The 26,844-nt window shown below is 56.7% G+C and carries 33 protein-coding genes and 1 tRNA gene; 17 read left to right on the forward strand and 17 right to left on the reverse strand.

What is annotated here, in order from left to right; genetic code table 11:
- Nucleotides 1-121 precede the first annotated feature (121 nt).
- The 6 genes from H6F46_RS06615 (at nt 122) to H6F46_RS06640 (ending at nt 5,216) form a co-directional block, all read left to right on the forward strand.
- Entirely contained in the window at nt 122-1,336 is a 1,215-nt protein-coding gene (locus H6F46_RS06615; protein WP_347278292.1) for an MltA domain-containing protein, read from the forward strand.
- A 101-nt stretch (nt 1,337-1,437) separates the two neighbouring features.
- Nucleotides 1,438-1,932, forward strand: coding sequence for a hypothetical protein (locus H6F46_RS06620; protein ID WP_190354034.1), 495 nt, complete (start codon nt 1,438-1,440; stop codon nt 1,930-1,932).
- 52 nt (nt 1,933-1,984) lie between these two features.
- Nucleotides 1,985-3,355 (forward strand): UDP-N-acetylmuramoyl-L-alanine--D-glutamate ligase, encoded by a 1,371-nt coding sequence (gene murD / locus H6F46_RS06625; protein ID WP_190354216.1) that lies wholly within the window; start codon nt 1,985-1,987, stop codon nt 3,353-3,355.
- Nucleotides 3,356-3,502: 147 nt separating this feature from the next.
- Entirely contained in the window at nt 3,503-3,796 is a 294-nt protein-coding gene (locus H6F46_RS06630) for a hypothetical protein (RefSeq protein ID WP_190354035.1), read from the forward strand.
- A 183-nt stretch (nt 3,797-3,979) separates the two neighbouring features.
- On the forward strand, nt 3,980-4,426 hold the full coding sequence (locus H6F46_RS06635; protein WP_190354036.1) for a type II toxin-antitoxin system VapC family toxin: 447 nt from the start codon (nt 3,980-3,982) through the stop codon (nt 4,424-4,426).
- A gap of 370 nt (nt 4,427-4,796) precedes the next feature.
- A complete protein-coding gene (locus tag H6F46_RS06640; protein ID WP_190354037.1) occupies nt 4,797-5,216 on the forward strand; it encodes a hypothetical protein in 420 nt (139 codons plus the stop codon).
- 25 nt (nt 5,217-5,241) lie between these two features.
- Here the strand turns inward: H6F46_RS06640 and H6F46_RS06645 are convergent, their stop codons facing one another.
- On the reverse strand, nt 5,242-6,036 hold the full coding sequence (locus H6F46_RS06645; RefSeq protein WP_190354038.1) for a TIGR01548 family HAD-type hydrolase: 795 nt from the start codon (nt 6,034-6,036) through the stop codon (nt 5,242-5,244).
- A gap of 58 nt (nt 6,037-6,094) precedes the next feature.
- On the opposite strand from H6F46_RS06645, the gene H6F46_RS06650 reads away from it, so the two are divergent.
- From H6F46_RS06650 to aguB, 5 genes are all read left to right on the forward strand, one after another.
- Nucleotides 6,095-6,256: a hypothetical protein gene (locus H6F46_RS06650; RefSeq protein WP_190354039.1), complete on the forward strand. Its 162-nt coding sequence runs from the start codon at nt 6,095-6,097 to the stop codon at nt 6,254-6,256.
- Between the two features lie 93 nt (nt 6,257-6,349).
- On the forward strand, nt 6,350-6,649 hold the full coding sequence (locus H6F46_RS06655; RefSeq protein WP_099531728.1) for a 30S ribosomal protein PSRP-3: 300 nt from the start codon (nt 6,350-6,352) through the stop codon (nt 6,647-6,649).
- A 341-nt stretch (nt 6,650-6,990) separates the two neighbouring features.
- On the forward strand, nt 6,991-8,031 hold the full coding sequence (locus tag H6F46_RS06660) for an agmatine deiminase family protein (RefSeq protein ID WP_190354040.1): 1,041 nt from the start codon (nt 6,991-6,993) through the stop codon (nt 8,029-8,031).
- Nucleotides 8,032-8,054: 23 nt separating this feature from the next.
- Nucleotides 8,055-8,390 (forward strand): nucleotidyltransferase family protein, encoded by a 336-nt coding sequence (locus tag H6F46_RS06665; protein ID WP_190354041.1) that lies wholly within the window; start codon nt 8,055-8,057, stop codon nt 8,388-8,390.
- Nucleotides 8,391-8,443: 53 nt separating this feature from the next.
- Complete coding sequence (gene aguB / locus H6F46_RS06670; RefSeq protein WP_099531733.1) at nt 8,444-9,304, forward strand: N-carbamoylputrescine amidase; 861 nt, start codon at nt 8,444-8,446, stop codon at nt 9,302-9,304.
- Nucleotides 9,305-9,583: 279 nt separating this feature from the next.
- Here the strand turns inward: aguB and H6F46_RS06675 are convergent, their stop codons facing one another.
- Nucleotides 9,584-9,745: a hypothetical protein gene (locus tag H6F46_RS06675; protein WP_190354042.1), complete on the reverse strand. Its 162-nt coding sequence runs from the start codon at nt 9,743-9,745 to the stop codon at nt 9,584-9,586.
- 282 nt (nt 9,746-10,027) lie between these two features.
- Here H6F46_RS06675 and H6F46_RS06680 point away from each other — a divergent pair, with 282 nt between their 5' ends.
- The gene (locus tag H6F46_RS06680; RefSeq protein WP_099531734.1) at nt 10,028-10,873 is read left to right on the forward strand and encodes an S-adenosyl-l-methionine hydroxide adenosyltransferase family protein; all 846 of its coding nucleotides are present in this window, start codon (nt 10,028-10,030) and stop codon (nt 10,871-10,873) included.
- On the opposite strand, the gene H6F46_RS06685 is transcribed toward H6F46_RS06680, so the two are convergent.
- A complete protein-coding gene (locus H6F46_RS06685; protein ID WP_190354043.1) occupies nt 10,865-13,075 on the reverse strand; it encodes a caspase family protein in 2,211 nt (736 codons plus the stop codon). The genes H6F46_RS06680 and H6F46_RS06685 overlap by 9 nt on opposite strands.
- Nucleotides 13,076-13,192: 117 nt before the next feature.
- On the opposite strand from H6F46_RS06685, the gene H6F46_RS06690 reads away from it, so the two are divergent.
- Nucleotides 13,193-13,846 (forward strand): class I SAM-dependent methyltransferase, encoded by a 654-nt coding sequence (locus H6F46_RS06690; protein WP_099531736.1) that lies wholly within the window; start codon nt 13,193-13,195, stop codon nt 13,844-13,846.
- 88 nt (nt 13,847-13,934) lie between these two features.
- On the opposite strand, the gene H6F46_RS06695 is transcribed toward H6F46_RS06690, so the two are convergent.
- The 3 genes from H6F46_RS06695 to H6F46_RS06705 all read right to left on the reverse strand — a co-directional run bounded on the left by H6F46_RS06695 (nt 13,935) and on the right by H6F46_RS06705 (nt 16,923).
- Complete coding sequence (locus H6F46_RS06695) at nt 13,935-14,618, reverse strand: hypothetical protein (protein ID WP_190354044.1); 684 nt, start codon at nt 14,616-14,618, stop codon at nt 13,935-13,937.
- A complete protein-coding gene (locus tag H6F46_RS06700; protein ID WP_190354218.1) occupies nt 14,615-15,211 on the reverse strand; it encodes a DUF3318 domain-containing protein in 597 nt (198 codons plus the stop codon). Before H6F46_RS06700 ends, H6F46_RS06695 begins: the two co-directional genes overlap by 4 nt.
- Before the next feature lie 188 nt (nt 15,212-15,399).
- Nucleotides 15,400-16,923 carry a NupC/NupG family nucleoside CNT transporter gene (locus tag H6F46_RS06705; RefSeq protein ID WP_190354045.1) on the reverse strand — a complete coding sequence of 508 codons (1,524 nt, stop codon included), beginning with the start codon at nt 16,921-16,923 and terminating at the stop codon, nt 15,400-15,402.
- Between the two features lie 196 nt (nt 16,924-17,119).
- Here H6F46_RS06705 and H6F46_RS06710 point away from each other — a divergent pair, with 196 nt between their 5' ends.
- The 4 genes from H6F46_RS06710 (at nt 17,120) to H6F46_RS06725 (ending at nt 19,213) form a co-directional block, all read left to right on the forward strand.
- Nucleotides 17,120-17,404: a hypothetical protein gene (locus tag H6F46_RS06710; RefSeq protein WP_099531740.1), complete on the forward strand. Its 285-nt coding sequence runs from the start codon at nt 17,120-17,122 to the stop codon at nt 17,402-17,404.
- Nucleotides 17,401-17,745: a cupin domain-containing protein gene (locus tag H6F46_RS06715; RefSeq protein WP_190354046.1), complete on the forward strand. Its 345-nt coding sequence runs from the start codon at nt 17,401-17,403 to the stop codon at nt 17,743-17,745. The genes H6F46_RS06710 and H6F46_RS06715 overlap by 4 nt, the downstream gene beginning before the upstream one ends.
- A 149-nt stretch (nt 17,746-17,894) precedes the next feature.
- On the forward strand, nt 17,895-19,016 hold the full coding sequence (locus tag H6F46_RS06720; protein WP_190354047.1) for a GTP-binding protein: 1,122 nt from the start codon (nt 17,895-17,897) through the stop codon (nt 19,014-19,016).
- 126 nt (nt 19,017-19,142) lie between these two features.
- Nucleotides 19,143-19,213 (forward strand) — tRNA-Cys (locus tag H6F46_RS06725).
- Between the two features lie 89 nt (nt 19,214-19,302).
- Here H6F46_RS06725 and H6F46_RS06730 read toward each other — a convergent pair.
- The 11 genes from H6F46_RS06730 to H6F46_RS06780 all read right to left on the reverse strand — a co-directional run bounded on the left by H6F46_RS06730 (nt 19,303) and on the right by H6F46_RS06780 (nt 26,754).
- Entirely contained in the window at nt 19,303-20,391 is a 1,089-nt protein-coding gene (locus H6F46_RS06730) for a hypothetical protein (RefSeq protein ID WP_190354048.1), read from the reverse strand.
- A gap of 3 nt (nt 20,392-20,394) precedes the next feature.
- On the reverse strand, nt 20,395-20,622 hold the full coding sequence (locus H6F46_RS06735) for a hypothetical protein (protein ID WP_190354049.1): 228 nt from the start codon (nt 20,620-20,622) through the stop codon (nt 20,395-20,397).
- 298 nt (nt 20,623-20,920) lie between these two features.
- The gene (locus H6F46_RS06740; RefSeq protein ID WP_190354050.1) at nt 20,921-21,325 is read right to left on the reverse strand and encodes an HNH endonuclease; all 405 of its coding nucleotides are present in this window, start codon (nt 21,323-21,325) and stop codon (nt 20,921-20,923) included.
- A gap of 238 nt (nt 21,326-21,563) precedes the next feature.
- The gene (locus tag H6F46_RS06745; protein WP_190354051.1) at nt 21,564-21,977 is read right to left on the reverse strand and encodes a hypothetical protein; all 414 of its coding nucleotides are present in this window, start codon (nt 21,975-21,977) and stop codon (nt 21,564-21,566) included.
- Nucleotides 21,977-22,432 carry a hypothetical protein gene (locus H6F46_RS06750; RefSeq protein ID WP_190354052.1) on the reverse strand — a complete coding sequence of 152 codons (456 nt, stop codon included), beginning with the start codon at nt 22,430-22,432 and terminating at the stop codon, nt 21,977-21,979. Before H6F46_RS06750 ends, H6F46_RS06745 begins: the two co-directional genes overlap by 1 nt.
- 197 nt (nt 22,433-22,629) lie before the next feature.
- A complete protein-coding gene (locus H6F46_RS06755) occupies nt 22,630-25,326 on the reverse strand; it encodes a DUF3987 domain-containing protein (RefSeq protein ID WP_190354053.1) in 2,697 nt (898 codons plus the stop codon).
- 56 nt (nt 25,327-25,382) lie between these two features.
- On the reverse strand, nt 25,383-25,649 hold the full coding sequence (locus tag H6F46_RS06760; RefSeq protein WP_190354054.1) for a hypothetical protein: 267 nt from the start codon (nt 25,647-25,649) through the stop codon (nt 25,383-25,385).
- A gap of 91 nt (nt 25,650-25,740) precedes the next feature.
- Nucleotides 25,741-25,950: a hypothetical protein gene (locus tag H6F46_RS06765; protein ID WP_190354055.1), complete on the reverse strand. Its 210-nt coding sequence runs from the start codon at nt 25,948-25,950 to the stop codon at nt 25,741-25,743.
- On the reverse strand, nt 25,943-26,287 hold the full coding sequence (locus H6F46_RS06770; RefSeq protein ID WP_190354056.1) for a hypothetical protein: 345 nt from the start codon (nt 26,285-26,287) through the stop codon (nt 25,943-25,945). Before H6F46_RS06770 ends, H6F46_RS06765 begins: the two co-directional genes overlap by 8 nt.
- The gene (locus H6F46_RS06775; RefSeq protein ID WP_190354057.1) at nt 26,274-26,528 is read right to left on the reverse strand and encodes a hypothetical protein; all 255 of its coding nucleotides are present in this window, start codon (nt 26,526-26,528) and stop codon (nt 26,274-26,276) included. The genes H6F46_RS06770 and H6F46_RS06775 overlap by 14 nt, the downstream gene beginning before the upstream one ends.
- Nucleotides 26,521-26,754 carry a hypothetical protein gene (locus tag H6F46_RS06780; RefSeq protein ID WP_190354058.1) on the reverse strand — a complete coding sequence of 78 codons (234 nt, stop codon included), beginning with the start codon at nt 26,752-26,754 and terminating at the stop codon, nt 26,521-26,523. Before H6F46_RS06780 ends, H6F46_RS06775 begins: the two co-directional genes overlap by 8 nt.
- Nucleotides 26,755-26,844: the final 90 nt, after the last annotated feature.

A 26,844-nucleotide genomic window follows, 5' to 3' on the forward strand; every position in this document is an offset into this window, starting at 1 on the left:
CCATCGCTCCGATCAATCCGATCAACCTGAGCTAAGGGCTAAGTTCGATCACCTGGCCACCAATCGCCGTTCTGGCCATCATGCCGCTCCCAAGTTTGGTTACTGGGGGGCGGTTTTTAGTCTGAGTTCTCTTCTGGGTTCCCTGGCCTTGAGCGGCTCCACCTTCAGCGGTTCCACGGCCCTGGCTCAGTCCACCACTCGGCCCACTCCGCCCCCCCTGCACCAGGGAGAAACCCCCCTTTCACCAGCGGAACAGCGGATTCCCCTACGGCCGGTACAGGCGCGATCGATTGCGGGTCTGTTGGGCTTAGATGAGCAACTGTTCGGCCGATCGGGCGATCGCCGTAACCTGTTGCAATCGATCGATTACAGCTTGCGCTATTTGCAATCGCCAGCGGCCGCCACGGCTTACCAAAACTATCCCGTCGCTGGCATCACGCGCGATCGGGTGTTGCGGAGTGTGCGGCGGTTTCGGCAACTGGTGACCCAGGCGCGATCGGCCCGCGAGTTGGCCACCTTGGTCGATCGGGAATTCATGCTCTACCAATCGATCGGGCGGGATGGCAACGGTGATGTTTTCTTCACGGGCTATTACGAACCGATTTATCGCGCCAGCCGCACCCCCTCCGCCACCTATCGCTATCCGATTTATCGGGAGCCGGCCGACTTGGCCAGTTGGCGCACCCCCATGCCCACCCGCGAAATCCTGGAAGGCAAAGACGGCCAAGGCACCAACAGCCCCCTGCGCGGCCAGGAAATTGCTTGGTTAAGCGATCGCCTAGAAGCCTTTTTGGTGCATATCCAAGGTTCGGCCCGGCTGCAATTGCCCGATGGCAACGTGATCACCGTCGGCTATGCCAACCACAACGGCTATGGCTACACCAGCGTGGGCCGCGAGTTGGCCAAAGATGGCAAGCTGCCCTTTGAAGGGTTGACCCTGCCGGTGATGATTCGCTATTTCCGCCAAAATCCCCAGGAATTGGATAACTACTTGCCCCGCAATACGCGGTTTATCTTCTTCCGGGAAACCTTTGGCGCACCGGCCACAGGAACCTTGGGTTTACCCGTTACGCCCGATCGCTCGATCGCCACCGATCGCTCCCTGATGCCCCCCGGAGCCTTGGCTTTGGTCAACACCACGCTGCCCTATGCCAGCGCGGACGGGCGCGTGGTGAATCGCAACGTCAGCCGGTTTGTGTTGGATCAAGACACCGGCAGCGCCATGATTGGCCCCGGCCGAGCCGACTACTTCATGGGCACGGGCCCGATCGCCGGGAATCGAGCCGGGGTCACCGGGTCACGCGGCCGGCTCTACTACCTGTTGCTGAAAAATTAGTTGCTGAGAAACTAGTTGCTGAAAAATTAGTTGCTAAGAAATTAGTTGCTGAAAAATTAGCAATTGTCCGCAAGCAGTTGGCAACCATTCGGAGATCGGCCATGAGCAACCAAGGGCTGAATGGGGCAGGGCCCCTGTCCCACGAGCAGGTCACCCAATGGATTGGGGAAATTCAAACCCTCAAACAACAGGTGACCGACCTGAAACGCGATCGGGATGCGGCCTACCAGGCCGCCGACGCTTGGCAAGCCCGTTACACCACGGAAGCCCAACAACGCCGAGCCGATCGGGAACAGTTTCAGCAACAACAGACCCGGCTGCAAGGGGAAGTCGATCGGCTGCGGGGCAATCCCGATGCAGTGCTGGATGGGTGGGAACCGCTGGGAGAGCCTGCCAGCACCGGGGCCGCCCTGCCCGCCAGCACTCCGGCCACCCTGGCCGAGGCTCAAATTGAATGTCGGCAACTGCGCGAGCAACTGGCACAACTGGTACGGCAGCTCCAGGCAGAACGGGAAGCCCACGATCGCACCCGACGGGATTTGACCACGGCCCTGGGCGATGCGATCGATGCCTTGGAACGGGAACGGCAGCGCTAAAAAGAGTCTGATTCAAAAACAGCAGTTCAGAGACAAAATGGGAGCCTTGAGCGTGCAAACGGCTTGGATTGTGGGATTGGGTAAATCTGGAGTGGCGGCGGCGCAACTGTTGGCGGCCCAGGGCTGGCAGGTGACCGTGAGCGATCGGGGAACGGGCGATCGCCTAGCCCCGATCGAAGCCACACTCACCCAGTTGGGCATCCAAGTCCGATTGGGCGACACCTTCAACCCCGACTCGATCGAGCCGCGACCGGATTTAGTGGTGGTCAGTCCCGGCGTACCTTGGGATAGCCCCGGCGTGGCCCGGGCCCGGGCGCTCGGCATCGACACGATCGGGGAAATGGAGTTGGCTTGGCGCAACCTGCAACAGACCCCTTGGGTGGCCATCACCGGCACTAACGGCAAAACCACCACCACCGCCCTCACCGCTGCCATCTTCCAAGCGGCCGGCCGAAAAGCGCCCGCCTGCGGCAACATTGGAGCCGCCGCCTGTGGCTTGGCCCTGCCGGAAGCCGACCCGATCGATTGGGTGATTGCCGAAGTCAGCAGCTACCAAATTGAATCCTCCCAAAACCTGGCCCCCAAAATCGGTATTTGGACCACCTTCACCCCCGATCACTTGGCTCGCCACTACAGCCTAGACAACTACTTCAACATCAAAGCCAGCCTGATTGATCGAGCGGCCCTGCAAATTTTGAACGGTGACGATCCGGCCCTGCGGGCCCAGGCGATCGCCCCCTATCCCAACGCCATTTGGACGAGCGTGGCCGGGCGTGACCAGTTGCCCGCCAACCCCGATCGGGGGGCTTGGGTCGAAGACGGTTGGGCCGTGGTGGCTGGCCAAGCGATCGTGCCCGTGAGCGCCCTGGCCATGACCGGCCGCCACAACCAACAAAACCTGCTGATGGCCGTGGCTGCGGCCCACTATGCGGGTATTGCCCCGGAAACCATTGCCCAAGCGGTGCGCGACTTTCCCGGCGTGCCCCATCGTCTGGAGCGGGTGGGCAGTTGGCAAGGCATCGACTTCATCAACGACAGCAAAGCCACCAATTACGATGCGGCGGAAGTGGGGCTGAAGGCGGTGGCCCAACCGGCGATCCTAATTGCGGGCGGCGAGGCCAAAGAAGGGGACGATCGCGCCTGGATTTCGGCCATTCAGTCCCGAGCCGCCGCCGTTTTGCTGATTGGCAGCGCGGCCGAAACCTTCCAAGCCAATCTGCAAGCGGCTGGCTATGGGGCTACGGAAATTGTGGAAACGCTCGATCGGGCAGTGCCCCGGGCCGCCGAGTTGGCCAAAGCACACGAGGCCCCGATCGTCTTGTTGTCGCCTGCCTGTGCCAGCTTTGACCAGTTCCCGAATTTTGAAGTTCGGGGCGATCATTTCCGCCAATGTTGTCTCGATTGGATTGCCCAACAAAGCTAAGGCAAACTGAGCCAAAATTGAAAGGTGAAAATTTCCAGGTCAGCGCTGGGAGATCTAATGCTTTTTCGGAGTCGGCTGCACCGTTGTTATGCTGCCTCCAACACTAGCCTCCAACACTAGCCACGAAAGCTCAAAGAGGTGGCAAATATGGCTTTTTTAACTCTTGAAGTATCGCTGGATATCTTAAAACAAGCGATCGTGGCTTTGTCCCCGGATGATCAGGCAGAGCTACGAGCCTGGCTGAATCAAGATCCGCCACTTTTGACAGATATGGGCCCTGAGCGATCGCCCAAATCAACAGGGCGATCAATTTGGGAAGCTCTGCAAACAATCGGCTCTTGGGTTGGTGATGATTTGGATGAGTGTTTACAGCAAGTTCGCGCTAATCGCAGCGCAGCTCAGTTTGACTGGCAGCCCAATCCCTTTGATTCAATTCTGTAATTCTTGACGTTTGCTTTAGGGTTGCTGTGATCATTCATAAGTCCCAGAAGGAGAATTCTCTTTTTGGGGCTTTCACTTTTTTGCTAATTTGGGATGTAAAGTGCTTAAATCATGGATCTAGAAAACTGCGCTTGAGTTCGGAAATTCTCAAAACAAGCTCATAAACCTAATCAGGAGGAAGCAATGGCTTTTTTACTTGACACAAATCATTGCAGCAAAATAATTCGCAGAGATAGCCGTGTCCTAAGTCATCTTCAAAGCCTTGACCAAGATACCGTTGCAACTTGCGCCATTGTTCGTGGAGAGCTGATTTATATGGTTGCCAATTCAAAATATAAATCCGAAAATCAGATAATAGTTCAAAGCTTCCTAAGCTCTATTCATGTCTATGAGATCAACTCGGACGTGGCTGATACTTATGGAGTGCTTAAGGCAAGAATCATTGAAAAATTGAGACCTAAAGATCAAAGAAAGCGTCAAAAGAATATTTTTCGCGATTCAGGTTTTAGTGACAATGACTTATGGATTGCTGCAACTGCAATCACTCATCAATTAGTTCTAGTGTCGGCAGATGATGACTTTCTCCGAATGCAGGAAGTTATTGACTTCCAAATAGAAAACTGGCTTTAATCATCTCAGTACAAGTTAGACTTTAGCCAGAATATGTTAACTCAGAGCGCTTGGTTTTTGCGATGAATTAGCGCTCTGTGAGTTTTGACCCTAATCTGAAAGCATCAATGGCTTTCTTGTACTACTGATTTGCTCGATCGCTTGGGGGTCGATCGAGCGCCCAGGGCCCGACGATCGCTTCACCTTGTTGTTCTTTTTCTGCTAATTCCAAATTCAGCGCCAACAGTTTTTCCAAAATGTCGTCGCTGGCTTTGAATCCGTAGGCTTTCAGGACGGCTTGATCAAGTCTGCAGGGTGGAAAATTATCAAAATTCTTTGACCTCAAATGAAAATATTATTGCCATTTCTATTTCTGTTGGGAAGTCTAACCGTGAGCGAACTGACATCTAAAAATCTCAGCTTTGGTTATTTGACGCAAACTCAGAAGACTCAACCTTCTAGAATTAATCTGTCAGGAATTTGGGAAGGTGACTATACGTGCAATCAAGGCCAAACCCGACTGAAACTTGATCTGAGAATTGATGCATTCGAGAGAGTAAAAGCTATCTTTTATTTCTCTGCTCACCCCCATAATCCTTCCATACCCTCCGGGTCTTTTGAGATGCAAGGCTTTTACAGGAGGCTTGATTCAGGTCGTGCTTGGCTCAGCTTGAGTGGTACTCGTTGGATTAATCAGCCTTCAGGTTATGAAATGGTCGGGTTGAGCGGGATTGTCTTTCTAAATGAACAGCGCATTATTGGTGATGTGGTCTATCCAGGATGCAAAAACTTCAACTTGAGACGGATGTAAACGCTACCGCCATCAACCGCCGCAGTTAATGCCAATCTCGAATTCGATCGCCCGTTAATTCCGTTACCGACGACAACACAACATCTGCGCCATTGGCCTTCAAAGTGGCAGTGTAGCGATCGCGCGTGGCCGAATCAACCAGGGCATGGGGCGGCAAAATGCCCACCGCAATCCAACGACGATCGGGGGCGATTTTGCGCGCATTCAGCACCGTTTGCATGTCCGCCGCCGTGTCGCCCGCATAAATCACCGGCAGTTGTAACCCGGCCGGTTCCAGGCGATCGACCACCATTTGCAAGCCCGTGGGGTCAGGTTTTTCCGGCGCATCATTCATGGCCACCAACACCGGATCAATTAGCCCCACCCGCTGAGTTAAAACAAAATTGGCCGAGGCCGGTGTTGCGCCGCTAAAAAATCCCCAGCCCGTTTGGGCCGCGGTGAGCTGTTCAAAATAGGCGCGATCGACCAGCAGCGGTTCATCGCAAATGTAGCCCGTCCAACTGCTGGGATCTTCGGGATTGGGGCCGCGATATCGCTTTTGGAAAAACAAGACCAATTCGTCATAGTTCAGGGCCAATTCTGCGCGCGATCGCCCCTGACTTTCCCAAAATCGATAGACAAATTCCTGAGAGGCTAACCAATCGTTATTCCAAGATCCTTCGGCTTTAATCGCGTCAATGTCCGCCATCGTTGGGCGAAATTGGCCATCGGTGAAGGCTTCCACCGTGTCCGCCAAGGCGCGGCGGTAGGACTGGCCCACATCCCGAATTACGCCATCAATGTCAAAAACTGCGATCGCCTGGAGAGAATTGGAAGTCATGGAAAGGGTCAATCAACAGAATAATCTGCAATCCTGTTTCAACAGCCGCAACCATATCATGGCGACATCGCGGCGACATTATGGCGATCTCGTGGCGACCTGGGGGCCTGTGGCGATGACCCGATCGCTGCTAATTGCGGAAAGGCGATCGTCAACCGCCTCCTTGCGGTACGATAGACTGCTGTGCTGTCGTCAGTTGCGATCGCCCTGGACGAGTTGAAGACCCGCTGGAGTCGCGTAAATTTCGTCTGAAGATCCCGACTGGCCGAACCCTTGCCAAATACCCGTAGCAGTCGATCTTGGAGGCATCAGCTTGTCGAAGTTTATTTTAAAGGTTCTCTGGCTTGAAGAAAACGTCGCTTTGGCGGTGGATCAAGTTGTGGGCAAAGGAACCAGCCCGCTGACGGCCTATTTCTTCTGGCCGCGGAACGATGCGTGGGAACAACTGAAGTCGGAGCTGGAATCCAAGCATTGGATTTCGGAGTCCGATCGGGTGGAATTGTTGAACCGCGCCACGGAAATCATCAACTACTGGCAAGAAGAAGGCCGCAAGCGTCCTCTGGCCGAAGCCCAAGACAAATTTCCCGATTTGGTGTTCACGGGCAGCAACTAGTGAGCAATGGGGGGCGATCGGGCTGCAAAGCTGTCGATCAATCCCCGTTGAATCGCTGTTTTCAATCAGCGCGGTGGCCTTGGGGCGATCGCGCTTGATTTTTGGCTGAATTGGGTTTGAATGCAGTTTGAATTCCGTCGGGCTTAACCGGCTGTTCACCTCGATCGGCTAGGGTGAACGCAGCATTGACCCCATCAGCCCGGTAGTAGCGCGGTTAGGCCAAAGTACGCCAAAGATGGGCGCACGGCGGTGCGCCCCTACGAAATGTGCTTGATCGCCATTTCAAACCGCCATTTCCAATCGTTTGATCATCTCCAGTCCTGCAATTCTCATCACGTCCCATGTATTTCCCTCCTGAATGGCACGAACATGCGGCGGTTTGGTTGGCTTGGCCCAGCCATCCCGATTTGTGGCTCGATGCCTATCGCGATGTGCAATCGGAGGTGTTGGGTCTGGCGCGGGCGATCGCCGATTGCGACCCCGCCACCGGCCAGCCGCGTGGGGAAGCGCTGCACGTGCTCGCCTGCGGTTCGGCCCAGGTGGCGGAAGCCCAAGCCGCCCTGGAACCCTTGGGAGCCACAATTTACGACGAACCCTTTGGGGACATTTGGTTGCGGGACACGGGGCCGCTGTTTTTGCGCGACAGTTTGGGGGAACCGGTGGCGATCGGGTTTCGGTTCAATGGTTGGGGTGGCAAATATCTGCTCGACTATGACGACTCGGTGGCGGAACGGATCGCCCTGCAATCGGGGGTGGACTTTTTGCCCCATCCTTGGACGCTCGAAGGCGGGGCGATCGACCACGACGGTGAAGGCACGTTGCTAACCACCCGCCAATGCTTACTGAACCCCAACCGCAATCCCGATTTGTCGCAAGCGGACATCGAAGCCAAGCTGCAATCCAACTTGGGCGTTGAGCAAATCATTTGGCTGGGCGATGGGCTGCAAAACGACCACACCGATGGCCATGTGGACAATTTGGCGCGGTTTGTGGCTCCGGGAACGGTGGTGTGCATGGAACCCAGCGGCCCCGATGATCCCAACCGGGAGGCGCTCCTAGAGGCGATCGCCACGTTGAAGGCGGCGCGGGATGCCAAGGGCCGGGCGATCGAGGTGCTGACGATTCCGTCGCCGGGTCGCGTGGAAGATGAGGAGGGCGAGCTGATGGCCGCCAGCTATGTCAATTTCTATATCAGCAATACGCGAGTGATTGTGCCCCAATACGGTTCGCCCTTTGATGGGGCAGCGGTGGCGGCCTTGCAGGCGATCGCCCAGGATTTGCGAGATATTTGGGGCGATCGGGAAGTAATCGGTTTACCCGCCAAAAATATCCTGCAAGGGGGTGGCTCCTTCCACTGCATTTCCCAACAGCAACCCCGCTAGCGATCGCGATTTGGAATCGTTCTATGCTCGATCGTCCAATTACCCATCAGGTCGCTCCTAAAGCTCTCCCAATTGAAATTCCTGAACCGGCCATTCAGGATTTTTGTCAGCGTCACCACATTCAAGTGTTGGCGCTCTTTGGTTCTGTTCTGCGCGAAGATTTCCGAGATGATAGCGATGTGGATATTTTGGTGCAGTTTTTACCAGGTAAAACACCAGGGTTCCAAATTGTGACGATGCAGGACGAACTGACTCAGCTCTTTGGAAAAGTTGTTGATTTGCGCACACCCGCAGAACTCAGCCGATATTTTCGCGATCGCGTTTTATCTGAAGCCTATATTCTCTACAAACTCAGATAGCAAGTTTAGATTTAGAGTCTATTTCCATCACCAACAACCATCCTTTTCAACCCATGACAAACCATCGCACTGTTACCGTTGCTGCCCTGCAAGATGCCTTTGAAACCTGGAATTTACAGGACAATATCGATCGCGTTGTGGCCGCCGCTCGCCAAGCAGCTAGCCAAGGGGCGCAAGTAATTTTGCCGCCGGAATTATTTCAAGGGCCCTATTTTTGCAAAGAAGAACGGGCGGAGTTTTTCGCCTCGGCTTACCCCGCCACGGAACATCCGGCGGTGGTGGCCATGCAGCAGGTGGCGCGGGAAACGGGCACGGTGATTCCTACCTCAATTTTTGAGCGCGACGGCCAGCACTACTACAACAGCTTGGTGACGATCGACGCGGACGGCTCGATCCTCGGTCTCTACCGCAAAAGCCACATTCCCGACGGCCCCGGCTACGAAGAAAAGTTCTATTTCCGGGCGGGCAACACGGGCTTTAAGGTTTGGCACACCCGGTTTGGCTGTCTCGGTGTCGGCATTTGTTGGGATCAGTGGTTCCCGGAATGCGCCCGATCGATGGTGTTGATGGGGGCGGAGGTGCTGCTGTATCCCACGGCGATCGGCTCGGAACCCCAGGAGCCAAATCTGGATACGCGGCCCCTGTGGATGCGGGCGATGTTGGGCCATGCGGTCTGTAATGTCGTGCCCGTGGTGGCGGCCAACCGAATTGGCAATGAAGAGGGGCAAAAGTTCTACGGCACGAGTTTCATTTGCGATCACCGAGGCGAGTTGCTGACCCAAGGGGCGATCGATCAACCCGAGATCCTGATGGCTCAGTTGGATTTGACTCAGACGGCGCTCGATCGGGCCAGTTTTGGTTTTTTCCGCGATCGCCGGCCCGAGTTCTATGGGGCACTGACGGAATCCGCCTAAAGCAACTATCTGCACAGCCGCCTGGGTTGCCGGTTCGTGGCAGACCCGAGGCGGATCGCAATCTTGATCGAAACTGATCGATCGAAACCTGCTGGGAAGAACTGCTGAAAGCAGCCTAAACACAAAGCTGCCCAGGTTTTTCGACCCAGGCAGCTTTGATGTGATGACTTTTCCTTGGAAGATCAGACGGGCGGGAATTTGCGACAACGCAGAACCCAAGCGCCGATCGGCAAGCGATTCTGAACAAATTGAATCAGCTCTTAATTGACGGATTGACAGTTATTTCAGGTACTCAGCTTCGGCTTCGAGGCTACGAACCAAATCGTTGTCACCCTTGGCGCGAGCCACTTCAATGCGGTGTTCCAGCAGCTTGCGCAGATTTTCGCGGTGAACTTGCGCAACTTGGGCGGGGTTGGGGCGATTGCGGCGGATTCCAAACATGGCTAGGAAACGATCGACGAAAGGTGGATAGGGGTTGAGAGTGCCTGGGACGATCGTTGAAGTGACCAACCAGACGACAGAAGGCGCGAATGCTGCGATGATTCAGCTTGCAGAAGCCAATCATTAGCTTCGGCTGGCGACACTAGCCACTCCTGAGAGGGCCTTCCATTGCTAAGATAGCGTAATTTTGATTCAGAAAGTATCAGCTATTACAGAAAATTTATCTTTTTTCAGAATCGATTCAAGTAACTGATGTTCAAGGCCCCCATCTTCCGGTAACCCATGGATTTTTCCTCAACAGTTCCCCTCACCGCTTGGTTAGCGCCGCCTCGGCCGATCGCCCTGTTGACGGACTTTGGCACGGCCGATGGCTATGCGGGGGTGCTGAAGGGGGTAATCGCCCAGGTCAATCCCGCCATTCCCACCATTGATCTGACTCACCAAATTCCCCCTCAGGATTTGTGGGCGGCGCGGTTTGTGTTGGCCAATTCGGCGGCGGCGTTTCCGTTGGGGACGGTGTTCTTGGCGGTGGTGGATCCGGGAGTGGGGGGCGAACGGCGGCCGATCGCGATCGCCTTTGATCGGGGCTGGTTGGTGGGCCCAGACAACGGCCTTTGGAGTGGCCTGTTGGCGCAATTCCCGGCGGAGTCGGCCGTGGTGCTGACCCAGCGCAACTTTTGGCGATTGCCGAACCCGAGCCACACATTCCACGGCCGCGATATTTTTGCGGCGGTGGCGGCCCACTTGGCTAATGGGGTTCCGTTGGCGGATTTGGGTAACCCGATCGACCCGGCCAGTTTAGTGAATTTGCCGTTGCCGGGTTTGGTGTCCCATCCGGCGGCCGGGGCCAATCCGGCCAGCTTGGAAGGAGTGGTGCAGCATGTGGATCACTTTGGCAATCTAATTTCCACCATTCCGGCCCAACGGGTGAGCGATCGCTCCTGGCGCGTGCGCATTGGCGAGCAACTGATTCCCTCGCAACTCACCTACAGCAGCCGATCGCTCCATGACTTTGTGGCACTGGTGGGTAGCCACGATTGGGTGGAGGTGGCCTGTGCGGGGGGGAATGCGGCCCAGCGGTTGAATTTGAATCGGGGCGATCGAATCCTGGTGGAGTTTCTAAATTAACCGAAAGGGCAATTCCCAGGCCATCCATTGCCGACAGTCGAGGGTATAGCTATCGGGGCTGGGCGATCGACTGGGCGGCGCAGCATGATTCACGCTGATTTCCTGGAGATCTTCCAGCAGTTGGCGGGCCAGGGCCAGCGGTTGGGCCAGGGGCCACAGGCGATCGCCCTCACCGGTTTGCAGGCTGGGCAAGCTGGCCTGCACCCGCTCCAGGGGATCTCGACTGAGCCACACCAACAGCGACCCCAAGCCCCGACTGGGGGCAGCGGGCCAACTGAGGGTTTGGCGACTGTTGGGGGCCAACAGGGTTTGGCCCGGCTCCGTGTCCTGCCCCAGGTCTTGCACCAGGGTGGCTCGTCCCAGGGAATCCAGTTGCAACACCAAGGCCCACAGGGGAACGGTTCCGGCATTTTCCAAGGTGAGTTGGGGTCGGCTGCCGCTGGTGAAGGTGGCCGGGGCGATCGAACCGTTGGGGCCGATCGCACCGCCAACATTGGGCAAAGTGCTCCATTGCAGAAGGGGGCGATCGGGCGTTTCCAAAGCCGCCAGGGTGATGCGCACGGGCCAACCGGCTCCCTGATTCAGCGTGGCCCGCCAAAGTTTCCGCGCCAACAAACTATGTAATTGTGGCCCTAAGCGCTGCACGGCGGTCTTGAGCGCTTCGCCACCTTCGCCCACCGTGTTGGGCCAGAGGGTTTGGCCCGGTCGCCAGAGGCCATAGGCGGTTTTGGTTTCGTCTCCGTTGGGGTCAGGATTGGCAATGGGGCGGGTCGCCCGGGCAAACCAAGCATCGATCGCCCGGTTTTCGGGATTCACCACCGTCACATGGGACAAGGCATCAAAGGCGCTGGTGGCATCAATCCGCTCAATGCGCTCAAAGTTTGGATCGAGAGCCACCTGTAGCCCCAAGTTGCGGGACAAAATGCGCCACCGTTCCCGCAAGAGTTGCCCCGATTGCCAGGCGAAGGCCTCAACCGGGCGATCGCGGCTGTCTTCGGCCACGGGTTGCCCGATCGCCCGCCAACCATTGCGGCTGGTGATGCGCAGTCCCCCAATCCAGGCTGTGTCATCCGCTGAATTCGTGGCTGCGGGTTCCAGAATGAGACCCTGGGTTGCGCCTGCCAACACCGCAGGGGCCAAACCGGCCAAGCTCACCGTCACCGTGCGATTCACCGAATCCGTTGCCAAGACTGTGCCCGCGCTGGGCCCCGCTGCCGTGGCTAACCATTGCCCCAAGTTTTCCCCAACATTTCCCCCAATTTTTTCCCCAATATTCTCCCGAATCGCGGCGGCCCCCAGCCGTTGGGCGATCGGCTGTTGCTGGCCCCCTTGATCCGTAACCTGGGCGGCGGTGCGAGCCAGGTCAAACCACAGGGTGCTGGCGGGGAGGCTGTTCCAAAGTTGTTGCACCAAGGCCCAGGTGAAGGCCCCGGCCACAAATCCCGATTGGGGCAATTCCAGCACGGGGCGATCGGGCTGGCTGGCCCGTAACCACCACCCGCTGGCGGCGGTCGATCGCCCCGATCGGGCGCGGCGTAACTGTTGCTGCCAAGCCAGTTCTTCCGGATCCAGAGCACCAGGGGTGAGCACCGGGCGCGATCGATGGCGAACCCAAGCTTGGGCCGGAGCAGGGGCAAATCCCGCATCCACAACGCCCAGCACCCGTTCCGTGGGCAGCGATCGCAGCCAGTCTTGAATCGTGACTTCGCTCCAATCGCGCAGGGGGGCGATCGGCTCTGGAGGGGTCGCCTCACGGGTTCCGGCGGCCAAATGGCCATCCACCGGAACCAACAGGCCCGTTCCATCGGCCAACAGGCCCCCATAGCCACTGAATTGCCACACCACCGCATCACCGGCCCGGAGTCCCGCCGCGCAGTCCTCTAAAGCCGCTTGCCATTGGGCCCGCCCCGCCGCCCGATCGGTCAAGGTCACCACATCCGCCGCCTGAAAGCCCAACCGCGAAGTTAGGAGTTCTTGCCAAAGGGCCACATCATTCAGGCAACCTTCCAAGGCCACCGAGGCCGCGTTGGGGGCGATCGCCGTCGGTTCGTATTGATTAATGCCAATTAACAGGGCCTTGCGCCGGCCGGTTGGTTCCGCCAACACTTGCGCCACCCGTTGGGCTGCGATCGCCTCTGCCAGCCCCCACCCGGCCAGCGCCGCTCCCGATCGCCCCAAAAAGTCTCGTCGCGAAAGTGCCATAGCTTTCAACTCGCCGCCGTCCGCCTCATCCTAGCGCGGTGATTCCCCGGCTCAACCAGCAATTTTCTGTACCCTAGTATTGATTGCCCATTTCTATCGCTTTTCTGCTCGATCATGATGCTGCTCCGTCCCGACGATCGCACCAAACTCGATGACAGCAACGACAACTTTTTTTACCAAGACCCACGGTTGGTAACCCATGTGGATGAGGGGTTTATTGATCGGCTGACTCAGCTCTATGGCCAACAACTGCAACCCAACACCAAGATTCTGGATTTGATGAGCAGTTGGGTTTCCCATTTACCGGAAAATTTAACGTTTGCGGAGGTGGTGGGCCATGGGATGAATGCGGCGGAATTGGCCAAAAATCCTCGGCTCGATCGCTCCATTGTGCAGAACTTAAATGTAGATTTGAAACTTCCCTTTGAGGATGCCTATTTTGATGCGGTTTTGAATACGGTTTCCGTGCAATATTTGCAATATCCGGAAGCAATTTTCAGTGAAATTCATCGCATTCTGAAACCCGGCGGCATTGCCATTGTCAGTTTTTCCAATCGGATGTTTTATCAAAAGGCGATCGCAGCCTGGCGCGATCGCTCCGAAACCGATCGAGTGGCCCTGGTTTGTGAATATTTCAACCATGTGCCCGGCTTTGGCAAACCGAAATACATAATCGAGCGATCGAGCGGGCCCGCCTTCCTGAGAATGTTGGGGCTAGGCGGTGGTGATCCGTTCTATGCCGTCATTGCTCAACGGGAACCGGTTGCTTAGATTGCTTGATTTGGGATTGCTTGATTTGGGATTGCTTGATTTGAAATCAATTTCGGGGGATTAACTCACGGGAACTCAATCCTTGGGGTTAATCCACCGGGGTGGGATCAGGGCGATCGGGCGAATTAGCCGGTTCAGCGGGGACGGGATCGATCGGGCGGAAGGATTGGAAAAAGGCCCGAGATTCCGGCCAACCCATGGATGACTCCGCCGCCGTGGTACCAAAAACCAGCACAAATAATTGGCTATAGGCGGGGCGAAAAATGGCGCGGGCTTCGTATTGAATGCCGCGCTTATTTTGAAAGGAAAATTTGAGAGTTGGCCATTGGCTCGATCGTACCCATTCCGATCGTTGAACCCGTTCGGCCCCAAACTGCAACGCCACCCCCGTGGCCACATGCTGAAGGTAATGTGGCAATGAACTGGAATTGGCGGAATCGATAGCCGGCCCCGCCTGATCACCCCTGGCGTAATAGAACCGCGTGCCGCCGTCGTAATGAGCGGAAACCCAGGGATCCGTTGAGCTGTCGGGTATGGCCGGAAACCAAATTTGAAAACTGCGATTGGGCGCTTGGTACTGATACCCCGCCGTGCCCGTTGGGGTGGGGCGGGTGGTCTCCGTGGCCGTCAGCTCCGCCGTTGGACCGGGGGCCCTGTCTGGAACTGAAACTCCCGGGTTCGATCGACCACAGGCCCCCAGGCCCCCACCGAGGCCCACTGCCAGCACCACTGGCATCAGGGCAACCCGTCGCACCAATCGCCTAGGGATCATGACTCATGCCGGAGGGGAGATAAACCGGCGATCGCGCGTAAGCGTTGACAACGAAGCAATTCCAAAAATTCCATGCCCGGTCGCCGTTCCAATTGGGCCACTGCTTCGATGCCTTCAAGCAACAACCGGGCCGCTTCCGGTTCTTCGTAGCCCCGACGCACCGCCACCGCGATCGCATCGAGATCCACTTCCAATTCCCGCTCGGTTCGCTGGTTGTTGCGCCAAATTTGCCAGCCGGCCAAGCCCGCCAGCCCACCAGAAGCCACCGCCCCCAATGCATCGCCTTGGCTAATTTGCCAAGCGGCGCTGGCCAAACCCACCAAGGCCGCCCCTTGATACCAGTTGGGTTCAACCCAGCGCACCCCCATTACCCAACAGGATTGGCGCAACATCAACAAATCTCGCTGGGGTCGGGGAATTCGCCGCCACAGTTCAAAATTCACATAGATTGGGCGCTCGCGCTGCCAAGGCAACGGCAAGGCACTCGACAACACTTGAGGTTGCTCTGAACGACCCACAATCTTGATTGTCATCCGTGCCGAAGCCGGCAACAGATCCAGTAAGCGCAATATTTCTGGCTCAGGATTCGGCATCGATCGCCCCACAACCCACCTATCCCATCAAACTCAATACCGTAGTCGAAAAAGGGGCAGTCTGGATCTGTTGTGGCCAAGTCTGTTGCGGCCAAGTCTGTGCCACTCTCGGCCCAGTCACGGATAAAGCCAGTTTGCCGAATTCGATAATGCATCCCAAAAATGCATCCCAAATTCGATGCTCCACCCTAGCGCGGCGCGGGGGCCGGAGTTGCGGGTGGGGGGCTGGGTTTCACCAAGGTTGGCGTGGCCGGCGCAAGCTTGGCGGGCGGCATGGGTGTGCCCAGAATATGGGGGCTGCCATCGTCATAAAAACCCGCCACGCAGGCAATCATCAGGGAAGCTATTGTGCCCACAAACAGGGCCCGCCAACCCAAATTCAGTAACTCTCGTCGCCGCTGGGGAATCAGGGCGCTCAGACCACCCACAAAAATGCCAAAGGCCGGCAGGTGGGCAAAGCTGGAAAGCGCATAACTCACAATCAACAGGGTGCGATCGCTAATTGCGTCGTTTCGGCGCAGTTCCGCCAGGGTTTGATAGGGCGGAATGGCAGTTTCCAAGAGCCGCCGACCAATGACCACCGCCGACTCCCAAGCATCATCCCAAGCCACCCCCGTCAGCAGTGTGAGCGGAAAGAAACAAATTCCCTCCAAGTTGGCCAGGGTAACCACTCGAAATAATTCCCCGATCGGCCCGGGAACCAGCCCTAACGCAACAAAGAAGCGATCGACCAGCGACACCAACCCCACAATCAACACCAGGGCCGCCACAATCCAGCCACAAATGCGTAACCCTTCCAGGGCCCCCGCCATGGCGATCGCCCAGGGACTACTATCCGGCTCGATCGCCCCGCCGGCCATGTCTCGATCGGCCAAGGCTCGATCACCTAAGGAACTTTCAGCCGCATTAAAAGGATTCAGGGGATAGTGTTCTGGTGTGCTGGGACTGGCTGGATTCAGAGGATTTTGCGATAAATTTGCCATCATTACCCCCGACAGGCGATCGCGCGTCAGGGGCACTTGGGTTTCCGGAACCAAAATTTTGGAAAGTACAAAGCAAGCCGGAATACCAATAATGGCTGCCGAAATTAAATGACCTAAAATGTTTGAAAAAACCGGCTGCAAAAAGTCCACATAGATCGCCAACGTGGAAGAGGAAGCCGTTCCAAAACAGCAAGCCAAAATAGCGCATAGCTCGCTGCGCGTCATTCGCGACAAAAACGGCCGCACCACGATCAACGCTTCAACCCCCGTCACCACATTCACCACGCCGCTTAGTGCTTCCGCTCCGCTCAGTCGGGTAGTTCGATAAAACAACCGCGAAAAACCATTCACAACCGCTTGCATGACCCCCAAGCTGTAGAGCAGGGCCATCAGTCCTGAAAAAAAGACCACCGTGGGCAAAGCGCGAACGGCAAAGATATAGCCCAAAGGTGGGTTTTCGCCAAAATCTTTAGAAACAAACTGGGAACCAAAAATGAATTCTGCCCCCGATTCGGCAGCGGCAAAAATCCCATTGAGAGCACTATTTAAAACATCAAAAATATCGCGCGTGATGGGCAGCCTGAACACCAGAAACCCCAACACCAGCTGCAGGCTCAGCCCCCAAATTAACGTAGCCCAAGGAATGAGTTTCCGATTTTCCGAAAAGAGCCAAGCCACACCGCAAAGCCCAAAGATGCCCAAAAAGGAAACGAGATTGAGATAACTCATGAGCAGGACAAGGAAATGAATTAGCCCCACGCCGCTACCGCTTAGCCTATTTTGGGCGGCGCTATTTTGAGCGATCGAGTTCAGGAGCGCTCCCCCAAATTAAAATGCAAGGAGGGGTTAAATAACAGCCATTGCCACTCGATCGCCCTCCGATACCCCTTGGCGGAATCCTGGTCAGCCCACCTCTGAGAAACCTATGGATGCCTTTGCACCGGAAGCACCCGACTGGACAGACTCCGCCGTTCACGCCCTGGAGTTCTGTTGCCCCACCTGTGGCGCATCGGTTTTAGAAGCGGAGCGCGTGTGGATTAACCGGCGATCGCCCGTGCTCACGGAAACCTACCGCCGCAAGTGGCAGGAGTTCTATGGGTGTCATTGCGGCTGTGTGTGGTGGGCTTGGAGCGATGAACGCCCCCCGTCTGATTTGGTGGCCACGGAGCCGCCAGCACCCCCCGAAAATCGAGGAGAAGATTGGTTTTGAAACGAGTTGCGCTCTCGGAAGTCCCGATCGAGCGGGTTTCCCACAACCCCGCGATCGCCAAGCAAGTGCTGTTGCGACAAGGCGACCTTCCCCACCTCACCAACTTTTCCCGAGCCTGCTTTGCGCCCGGCCAGGTTTCGCCCGGCCATGCCCACTCGGATATGCACGAAGTCTTCTTCATTGAAGCCGGCCAGGGGACAATGATCATTGATGGCCAGCGCTTTGATCTGGTTCCAGGTGTTTGCCTGGCGATCGCCCCCCATGAGGTGCATGAAATTGCTAACACGGGCCCCGAAGAATTGGTAATTACCTACTTTGGCCTACGGGCGATCGGGGATTGAGCAATCCCACAAATCTCAGCTATCTTTGAGAATGATTCTCATCCCATCGACAATAGCCAGAACCATCCCCCAGCGCCTACCGGCCTAGCGTCCACCCGCTAACGGCCCATCCACGCCCTACTTCATTTCCTTTCATCAATCCCTGTCCCATGGCCACCAGTCAAGATCTAACCGCCCCCAGCCCAGTCATGGCCGCCCCTAAATTGGGCTTGCCAGTCACCATCATCACAGGCTTTTTAGGCAGCGGCAAAACCACCCTGCTTAATCATATTCTGAGCAATCAACAGGGTCTGAAGACGGCTGTTTTGGTCAATGAGTTTGGTGAAATTGGCATTGATCAAGAGCTGATCGTTGAAGTCTCAGACGATGACAGCGTGATTGAACTCGCCAACGGTTGCATTTGCTGCAACATCAATAATGACTTGGTGGATGCGGTCTATCGCGTTTTGGAACGAGAAGAACGGATTGACTATCTGGTGGTGGAAACCACGGGTTTGGCGGATCCTTTGCCCGTGGCGTTGACCTTCCTGGGCACTGAACTGCGGGATATGACGCGGCTCGATTCAATCATCACCTTGGTCGATTGCGAAAACTTCAGCCTCGATTTGTTCAACAGTGAAGCTGCCTATAGTCAAATTGCCTATGGCGACATTATTTTGCTGAACAAAACCGATCTCGTTGCGCCCGAAAAGGTGGAAGCGCTTGAAGAACGGGTCAGGGAAATTAAGCAAGGCGCTCGCATTTTGCGCACCCAAAACTCGGAAGTGCCGTTGCCTTTGGTTTTGAGTGTTGGTCTGTTTGAATCGGATCAGTACTATCACCCGGAAGAAAGTGCTGATGCCCATGATCATGACCATGAACAAGCGCATGATCATCACAACCATGATGCTTGCGATCATGACCATGGCCATTGTGTCCACGACCACGATCATGACCATCATCACCACGGCCATGACCATGACCACCATCATCACTCCCATCACCTAGAAAATGATGGGTTTGTGTCCGTTTCCTTTGAGAGCGATCGCCCCTTTGTGATCCGCAAGTTCCAGAGCTTTTTGGATGATCAAATGCCGGAAGCAGTCTTTCGGGCTAAGGGAATTTTGTGGTTCCAAGAAAGCGAAAACCGCCACATTTTCCACCTGTCCGGCAAGCGCTTCACCCTGGAAGATGATCTTTGGAAGGGGCAACCCAAAAACCAGCTCGTGCTGATTGGGCAAAACTTGGATCAGGCTACGTTGCTGTCGCAGTTGGAAGATTGCCTGGCCTAGGCTGAGGCGATCGGCTGCGGTGGGCGATCGCGCCGTTTCCCTCGCTGGTTCAGAATTTTGAGCCTGGGGGGTTGCCCAAATGCAAAACTGATGGCAGAATGACATCTGCCGAACAGAACGGCGCAAGGCGGCATGGCCAAGTGGTAAGGCAGAGGACTGCAAATCCTTTACCCCCAGTTCGAATCTGGGTGCCGCCTTTAATCGAAACTCAATAACAGCAAGCGTTACCGCTCTCGGATTTTCCAAGGGCGGTAACGCTTTTTAAGGTGCAAATTAAGGCGGGAAATTAAGGTTTAGGGTTTGAGTTTTGCCAGGCTCGATCGAGGTCTTCTTCTGCTAACCACTTTTGATAAATTCCGTAATGAACTTGTGGTTCGTGCCCCATTGAGCGGGCCATAACCGACAGTGACTGCCGGCCATGGCCCCTCAGTGCGTAGCCGTGCCTCAGGTCGTAGGCGCTAAAGGGAAAGCCGAAGCGCTTAAAGGCGTTTGCCACTCGGTGTCCCAGAGCGGCGTGGCTTGCGCCGGAGCAGTTGGGCCGGCGGATGACCTGCAATCCGAACCGATCGGGCCAATCAGGCATCAGGGGGTAGACCAGACGCGGGCCGGTCTTACCTTCGGTGACCCGGAGCCTGGGATAGGGGTCAAACTTGCAGAAAAAGACCTCATGAGGGCGTAGCCCGTAGGCAGCCAAGATCCCGAAAACCCATCGCCACTCTTCCGAGGCGATCCGCTCCCAGGCTGCCAAGATTTCCTCGTCTGAAGGAATTTCGCGTTTAGCCACGCTCTTGGGGCCGTAATTCCCCCGGTAGGGCTTGAGGTCGATCGCCAGTCCAGCAAATCGGGCCAGGGCCTGATAGGCGAGGCACACGCGGCGACGGGTGCGGGTGTCGGGTTTGGTGGTTTTGACTGCCTCCAAAATTGCGGTGGCGGTCAGTGGCTCGTAGGGGTGCAGGCGGCGAAACGGGCCGGCATAGTCCACTTTCCAGGTGACTTCTGTGTTGGGCGTTTTAGGGCGGCGGGCCCAATAGTCCGCCTCAAACTTCTCAACCCAATCAGCGGTTAGTAGTTGTTGAGCCGTGGGGGTCGATCGCCACAGGGCCCAGTCAAACTTGCCGCTCAGGAGTTGCTCCCCTAATTCCCGTGCCCGGCGTTCGGCTACCTTTAGGGATTGGAGGGTGGCGGGCAATTTTAGGGCGATCTTTTGCTGGTGGCGGTTTGGGTTTTTGCTTCCGGGAGCGGGCGGAAGTGTCGCCTGGAGGGAGAGGCGATCGCCACCAGATCGACTGCGAACCACGGTGATCGCCACTCGATACCCTTCTTCCTTCAGTCGCCCGTTTGATTGGGCGATCGCTCCTTTGATGCTGGATGCCATCGGTTAATCGATCCTCATCGATGGCGGCAGGTCGGCGGCGGCGCGATCGACTTCGGCCCAATGAGCAACCCAGTCGTTAACCAATTGAAGATAGGAATCTGCCCAGGTGCACGTTCGATCAATCAGTTCCGGGGTGATAGGGCGGGATTCGTCCCCCCAGTGGTTACGAATGGCGATCTTTTCGGCTTTTAGGTGGCGCAATTGCGCGTGTAGCTGTTGAGCGGTAGCCATTAATCGATCCTCATTGATGGCGGCAGGTCGGTCTCTTGCTCGTTGAGCAGGTGCTCCATCAAGTCCTTGGGGTCTCGTGCCCGCGCGTAGTGCGGCATGTATCGAGTGACCGTTGCGCTGGGGCGAAATTTAGCGCAGCCCTCTCGGATTCCATCGCCCAATGAGACCAGCACTAGCGATTCCCGGGCGCTCTTTTTCACGAACAAGAAGTGCCGCCAAACTCCCTCGTTGCAGTCATGCACTGCTCCGAGTGGCAGATCCTTGTAGGGGCATTCGTAGACGGGTTGAAATTGTTTGATCACTGGTCGGCTCCGAATAGGTTGAGTTGGCCCTGGCGCTCCAGGGCGATCGCCCGTTTGGTGGACATGGCCTGGAGATCCATGCGGCAATGGCAAGGCGCACAAAGGGCGCGGAGGTTTTCGGGGCGGCAATCTTCGGGGCGGTGGTTTAGGTGGGCCACCGTCAACACAAATCGGCCGGTTCGGAATTTGGCAATCGCGCCAAGTGGGCCGCCGTCGATCATGTCCACGAGGTCATCACGCCATCGGGGTGTGTTGTACAGGCGTTCCACCAGTTCTTCTGCGCTCTCGTCAGGGCGGCGGCAGGGGCGGCCGCATTGCTGGCAAGTCCAATTGGCAGATTCCTTGAGCGAACGGGCGATCGCGTCCCAGTTTTTGGGGTAAAGCTTGCGGTTCATCGGCATGGCACGCACCTAAAACAGGCTGAGTTGATGGGGTGCTGGGCGGCCGGCGGCGCGGTTTTTGTCGGATGCTTCGGTGCATTGAGCACATCCCGTGAACAGCACTTGTCGCTCTTTCCAAACCACGAGCCGATCGGTGCATCCACAACTGCAACGCCATCTGTCTTTAGCGATTCCAACCGACCCGAGAATCCCCCAGTGAGTCGATTCGGGATAAAGCTTTTCGAGGTTCATCGGCATATCACGCCCCCTTTTGAAGTTGAGCAAGGGTTTCCTCAAGTTGTTGCAAAGCCGCATCGCTGAACATTGGTTTAGCCAACTGCCAAATGGGTAGTAAATCCTCAATTGGATAGCCCCAGGTGCGAGGCGCAAACCCAAGCCAGTAAATGTTTATCTTGCAGTGCCCATCTCGTACAAAATTTCGCAATCGACAAACAACTTGCTGAAGAGTCCAACCACCATTGAAGTTGCGCCATTCGCCTTCGTAGTGGGTGTAAATCCTCTTTTGAGACTGAGGATTGAAGTACCAAATGCGCCCGCGCTTGTCGATTTCCAATCGAGCGATTCGGCCTTCATGTTCAAAGAATTTGCGCCCACGTTTTGCGATTTCTGCGATTACTTGATTCACCAATTCGAGGCGTTCTTGCTTGTTCATTAGGCGACCTCCTGGGCTTGGGTTGGGGGATAGCGGTAGGAGAGGACGGCGAGGCAGATGGTGGGCAGGAAGTGCCGATCGCCCTTGGGGGTTTCAATTTCGGCAAAATCGCCCGTGTAGGTGGCTGGACGGATGCCCCGTCGCGGTTTTTGGGTGAGCGATCGCACCTGGTGTTCCTGCCAGAGCCAATCGGCTTGGGTGATAGCCCGATGGTGGGCGTAGAGATCGAACAGGGGTTTGGCGGCGAGGATCACCCGATCGCCCGGCATGGGGTAGAACTGCCAGCCAAAGAGGCGGTCTTCGATCGTCTCGGTTCCGTCGCTGAGTTCGATCCAGGGCTGGCCGTCGTCGCCAATCCAGCGATCGACCAAGCCATAAACGGTGGGTGAAACTTCGGGCCGCCAAAGGAAATCGCCCGGTCTGGGGTGGGTCTCTGGGGTGTTGATCGAAAACATTTCTCTAGAAAGCGATCAACGCGATCAACAGGATCGCTAGAACGCTGATAGGGTTTGGATTTGAGGGCGTTGATCGGGCGATCAACAGCGATCAACAGCGATCAACGCGATCAACAGTGGGAAATCAAGGGTTTTGGGCGCTGGTGGGGGAGCGCTGCGCGGGTTGGTGACGGACGGCAGCGCGAGCAGCAAAAAGGCTAGTAACGCTTGCGGCGAGAGGCTTTCGGGTCTTCAGCGGTGGCAACAGCAACGGGCTGTTGATCGGTGTTGATCGCCGTTGATCGCTGTTGATCGTTTGTTGATCGGCGATCAACGGGGTCTATTGCTTGCGGGGTGGGCGGTTCGGCGATTCCGTTGATCGCGTTGATCGCTTCGCTAGAAACGGAAATGATCAACGCATCGTTTTCGACCTTGCAGCCGGGGATGGCAGCGGCGATCGCCTCGAACCGTTCCAAGACTTGGGGTTTTTTCAACCCTTTCATGGCCTGGCGACGCAACACCGTTTGGGTGGCTTCGCGGGCGCTGAGTTGCCCGCCACGCTTGCGGGCCGCGTCGTAAATTCGGAATAGTTCGCCGGTCAGGGTTTGGGCTTGCTGGTCTTCGGGTTCGGCGTGGGCCTGCACCAGGAGGAATTGACCGATATAAAAATCGGCCAGTTGAACGGCACGGGCGGCGGTGGTGGCGCTGATCCGATCGACCCAGGGGCGATCGCCTGACTCGCAAGCCCACTCCACGCAATGGAGCCAGAGGGACAGGCGTGGAAAATAGCTGCACATCTTGCCCAGGAAGAAGGCAAAGGCAGGGTTTTGGGTCTCGTATCGCTGGTAGCCGCGCCGGTAGCGCTCCCACTGTTGGCGCTTGATTGCGTCGGCTTCGGGGCTGAAAATCACCAGCCCATGGGGAACTCGTTTTAACTGCCGATAGAGCGCGTCGATCGTCCCGTAGATCGAAACCGTTGTATCTGACCACTGGGCAAAGTTGGCGGGCAGCGCGGGCCGGGCGGGCAGGATGCGGCTCAACAGGCCATCGGGGTCATCGAACTGGGCGAAGTGCCGCTCTGCGAGTTTGGGCTGAATGCCGCCTGCAATGTTCAGGGTTTGCCCTTTGAGCCTGAGCGATCGCTTGCCGTCGCTGTATTCCTTGCGGATCTTTAACGGTTTGTTCCAGGCCGTGAGCAACAATTGTTTACTGTTGCCTTTGCCCTGGCCTTTGTATTGATCCAGCCCTGCGAACAGTCCTGAAAGCTCGTCTTTGACCCAGCATGTGCCGGATTCTGGGGGGTTGTCGGCTAGGCGGCGGAGCATGGCTTCCATCTCGCCTTCATTGAGCAAAAAGGTGCGACGGGTTCCCAGAATCTCTTCCTCGTAGACCTTGGGATTGGCGGTGCTGTTGGCGTTGGCGGCCCGCTCGTCTTTGCCCATGGCTTCCCACTGGTCACGCACCATGGCCAACTCAGCTTCGGCCCGTTCCACGCGATCGTCCTCGCTGGACTGCATGGCCTCCAGGGGTGCAAAGATGGCATCCTGGGCGGCTGATTTGCCCGATGAGGGGCTGCTAACGTCCATCGTCCAGAAGATCGGGGCTTCGATCCAACTGTCGTGTTCACTCTCGCCCTGCTTCACGACGACGGCGACGCGGCCACCCAATAGAACCCCACAGGCGGGCAATAGGTTTTGCAGCAGGCGGATCGGGTCTACGCGATCGCTCGTGCTTTTCGTCAGCATGGCCCGGGCGATCGGGTCGGGCAAAATTCCCGTGGGGTCAAATTGCTTGCTGGACTGTTCAATCAGCTTTTTCAGTTCCAGACTGTCATCGGCCAGGCGCTGGCGCTCGGACAGTTCAGCGATCCGGGCTTCGACCAGGCGGCGCACGGACTGTTCCGATCGGCCACTGGCGGCGGCCAGCACGGGGATTTCAATTTCGGTGTCGAGGATCGATCGCTCAACCAGTCGGTCGATCGCTTCCTTCAGCTGTTCGGGGTTGAGGGCGGGGGCGGGTTCTGGCTTTTCGGGTTTGGTGGTTTTGGTGGGTTGGGCCTTGGGCGATCGCTTGGGTTGGACGGCGGCCAAGATTTGATGCCGGGTGGCTCCTTCTGCAATCCAGTCGGCAATATCCACGCCCTTGTCGCGGGGGAGGTTGTCCCAAATGGGGCTATCGGGCCAGGCGTATAACCAGAGGGCACGAGGGTAATCAGTGGCGACTTGTTCGGCATATTTCACGCCTAACTGGTCGCAATCAGGTGCTATGTAGAGATTCCATCCGTCGCCAAAATCCTGGCTGTAGTCGCCATAGGATTTGTAGCCACCGCAGCCGCCGATCGATGTGGTGGCCACCAAGCCCAATGCTTCCAGGGCTTCAACACAAGGCTCGCCTTCAACCCAGAAGATTTGCTCAGTGTCCCGAAGTTCTTTGATTTTTTCCCAGCGGAAGGGAGCTACGCGGCGCTTGTAGTCGGCTTTTTCGTCTTCGGTGAGCCGATCGGGTTTAACCCAGCAGCCGTGATACCAATACTCTTGCCAAATCTTGCGGCCACCTTTGCCATCATCTTCGCGGCGGGTACTGATCAGGGGGTTGCCCTGGCGATCGTAATATTCCCAGCGCTTGGATTGTTTGGGGCGAAGGGGCTTGGGTTTGGGCTTGGGGGCGGGTAGGGGGATAATGCCAAACAGTTTGCGGTCACCCGCGCCCTCGGGTTTGGCGGGTGGGCTGATTGCGTCGCGGATGTCTTTCTTGTGCTGCTCGTCGTCGGGATAGTCCCAGCACTGCCATTTCCCGGTCTTGAGGTCGATCTTTAGGTTGGTTCCATTGCAAGCGGGGCACTCGCAAACCAACTGTGTTCGGGTTTCTTTGGCAATATTAAGGCTATCCCGATGCTGCAAGAGGTCAAAAGTCATGGCATCGGAGAGAGGGGGATTGATGATGCGGCCCGCTGGGGGGCGGGCCGTGAGGCCTAAAACGGGATTTCGTCGTAATCGATCGGGTAGGCGAACTTAACCGGGTAGTCCCTGCGCCACCCTGCTTGCTCGATCGGGTGGAAAATCTGGACGCGGGGGCAATGCAGCCAGTTCACGTCAATTTCAATTCGTTTAGTCTTGAGCCGAACCGAGACCCAAAAGAGTTGGATCCAGGCAATTCGGTAGGACTGGAACTCCGGATCGTGCATGGCGGTCAGAATCCAGTCACGAACCCAGAGGGCGGCGAGGTGGAGGTTGACCATTGCGCGGGGCCTCCTGGATTGAGTCAATTGCCTTTGATTCCAGCGGATTAGGTTGCACTGAAGCTCCCGCACCGCAAGGCGTTTTAAGAAACTAACCATTGCGCGGGGCCTCCTGGATTGAGTCGATCGCCTCTTGCAAGGCCTTGGGTGAGGTGCAGCCGGAATCGATCGCGCCCTGAACGACGGCTTGGGCGATCGCCTGGGGGGAAAGTCCTGGATCGTCGTCTATGGCGGTCTGGATGCCGTTGGCGGTCAGGACTGCGAGCACATGTTCCCAGGTGGATGTAGTGGCGTTATTCATGGCCAAGTCCCAATAGGTGGTATTTTCCGGGCCGGCGGATTTTGCGGCGGCGGCGGCGTGGGGGTTGGGTGGGCCGATCGAGCGGCTCGCCAAAATCGGACAAATCAAAAATCGGAATCAGCCTCAATCCCGAGTCGATCGCCAAAACAGCGGTGTTGGCCGTCCTGGCGATGACGAGCAGCGTTGCCGAACATTGCACCAACAGCACATTCTGTTGGTGACTCGGGTTGGGGCAAAGGCGGGGCAAAGCATCGCGAATGTCGCTAGCCATGTGCCCAATGAGTTCCAGGGTTTGCCTGATGGGGTCGATCGGGTGGCTGCTGCTAGCAGGGCGCATACCGCCTCCGATCGATCGAGAAGGTGGGATAGCCCTTTTCCCGCACGGTTGCTTCCAGCCGATCGAGCTGGGCGGGCGAAAGGGCAGTTTCCGAAGTGACCAAATCGAGATGTGAGGCGAGCCGCCAAAGCGCGTCGGCGGCCAAGACTGTGCGGCCTTGTCCTAAGCCGAAAGCATAGGCCGCGACCTGTTTTTGGACATAGGGATCCAAGTGCTCAGGGCGGTGCAGCAAGTTAGTCATCTTGCCAGCCCTCCAGGGCAGAGAGCTGGGCCAGCAGTCCGGCTGAGGCCTCCGGCAGGAGCGCATCGATTTGGCTGATCAGAAGCTCGGGGGAAACTGAGCTGGCCCGATCGATCAAAGCGGCCCTCAGCAGGGAGCGATCGTGCCTGATTTGCAATTGCTGTTGACGGACGATCCGCAACAGCCTGAGCGCAAACTCGTTGAACTTTTCAAGCTCGAGTTCCAAGCGCTCGATCCTGGTATCTTGCCCCCCTTCCGGTGGATTTTGGAGAGGGGTGTGTAAACTTTGATGCATCGCGAAGACTCTGAAAACTGG

The organism is Limnothrix sp. FACHB-1083, assembly GCF_014696485.1.
Lineage (GTDB): Bacteria > Cyanobacteriota > Cyanobacteriia > CACIAM-69d > CACIAM-69d > CACIAM-69d.

Coding starts and splice junctions, on each gene's coding strand:
- H6F46_RS06620 (WP_190354034.1), top strand. CDS start 1,438: ATGAGCAACCAAGGGCTGAATGGGGCAGGGCCCCTGTCCCACGAGCAG.
- H6F46_RS06630 (WP_190354035.1), top strand. CDS start 3,503: ATGGCTTTTTTAACTCTTGAAGTATCGCTGGATATCTTAAAACAAGCG.
- H6F46_RS06635 (WP_190354036.1), top strand. CDS start 3,980: ATGGCTTTTTTACTTGACACAAATCATTGCAGCAAAATAATTCGCAGA.
- H6F46_RS06645 (WP_190354038.1), bottom strand. CDS start 6,036: ATGACTTCCAATTCTCTCCAGGCGATCGCAGTTTTTGACATTGATGGC.
- H6F46_RS06650 (WP_190354039.1), top strand. CDS start 6,095: ATGGCGACATCGCGGCGACATTATGGCGATCTCGTGGCGACCTGGGGG.
- H6F46_RS06660 (WP_190354040.1), top strand. CDS start 6,991: ATGTATTTCCCTCCTGAATGGCACGAACATGCGGCGGTTTGGTTGGCT.
- H6F46_RS06665 (WP_190354041.1), top strand. CDS start 8,055: ATGCTCGATCGTCCAATTACCCATCAGGTCGCTCCTAAAGCTCTCCCA.
- aguB (WP_099531733.1), top strand. CDS start 8,444: ATGACAAACCATCGCACTGTTACCGTTGCTGCCCTGCAAGATGCCTTT.
- H6F46_RS06675 (WP_190354042.1), bottom strand. CDS start 9,745: ATGTTTGGAATCCGCCGCAATCGCCCCAACCCCGCCCAAGTTGCGCAA.
- H6F46_RS06680 (WP_099531734.1), top strand. CDS start 10,028: ATGGATTTTTCCTCAACAGTTCCCCTCACCGCTTGGTTAGCGCCGCCT.
- H6F46_RS06685 (WP_190354043.1), bottom strand. CDS start 13,075: ATGGCACTTTCGCGACGAGACTTTTTGGGGCGATCGGGAGCGGCGCTG.
- H6F46_RS06690 (WP_099531736.1), top strand. CDS start 13,193: ATGCTGCTCCGTCCCGACGATCGCACCAAACTCGATGACAGCAACGAC.
- H6F46_RS06695 (WP_190354044.1), bottom strand. CDS start 14,618: ATGATCCCTAGGCGATTGGTGCGACGGGTTGCCCTGATGCCAGTGGTG.
- H6F46_RS06700 (WP_190354218.1), bottom strand. CDS start 15,211: ATGCCGAATCCTGAGCCAGAAATATTGCGCTTACTGGATCTGTTGCCG.
- H6F46_RS06705 (WP_190354045.1), bottom strand. CDS start 16,923: ATGAGTTATCTCAATCTCGTTTCCTTTTTGGGCATCTTTGGGCTTTGC.
- H6F46_RS06710 (WP_099531740.1), top strand. CDS start 17,120: ATGGATGCCTTTGCACCGGAAGCACCCGACTGGACAGACTCCGCCGTT.
- H6F46_RS06720 (WP_190354047.1), top strand. CDS start 17,895: ATGGCCACCAGTCAAGATCTAACCGCCCCCAGCCCAGTCATGGCCGCC.
- H6F46_RS06730 (WP_190354048.1), bottom strand. CDS start 20,391: ATGGCATCCAGCATCAAAGGAGCGATCGCCCAATCAAACGGGCGACTG.
- H6F46_RS06735 (WP_190354049.1), bottom strand. CDS start 20,622: ATGGCTACCGCTCAACAGCTACACGCGCAATTGCGCCACCTAAAAGCC.
- H6F46_RS06740 (WP_190354050.1), bottom strand. CDS start 21,325: ATGCCGATGAACCGCAAGCTTTACCCCAAAAACTGGGACGCGATCGCC.
- H6F46_RS06745 (WP_190354051.1), bottom strand. CDS start 21,977: ATGAACAAGCAAGAACGCCTCGAATTGGTGAATCAAGTAATCGCAGAA.
- H6F46_RS06750 (WP_190354052.1), bottom strand. CDS start 22,432: ATGTTTTCGATCAACACCCCAGAGACCCACCCCAGACCGGGCGATTTC.
- H6F46_RS06755 (WP_190354053.1), bottom strand. CDS start 25,326: ATGACTTTTGACCTCTTGCAGCATCGGGATAGCCTTAATATTGCCAAA.
- H6F46_RS06760 (WP_190354054.1), bottom strand. CDS start 25,649: ATGGTCAACCTCCACCTCGCCGCCCTCTGGGTTCGTGACTGGATTCTG.
- H6F46_RS06765 (WP_190354055.1), bottom strand. CDS start 25,950: ATGAATAACGCCACTACATCCACCTGGGAACATGTGCTCGCAGTCCTG.
- H6F46_RS06770 (WP_190354056.1), bottom strand. CDS start 26,287: ATGCGCCCTGCTAGCAGCAGCCACCCGATCGACCCCATCAGGCAAACC.
- H6F46_RS06775 (WP_190354057.1), bottom strand. CDS start 26,528: ATGACTAACTTGCTGCACCGCCCTGAGCACTTGGATCCCTATGTCCAA.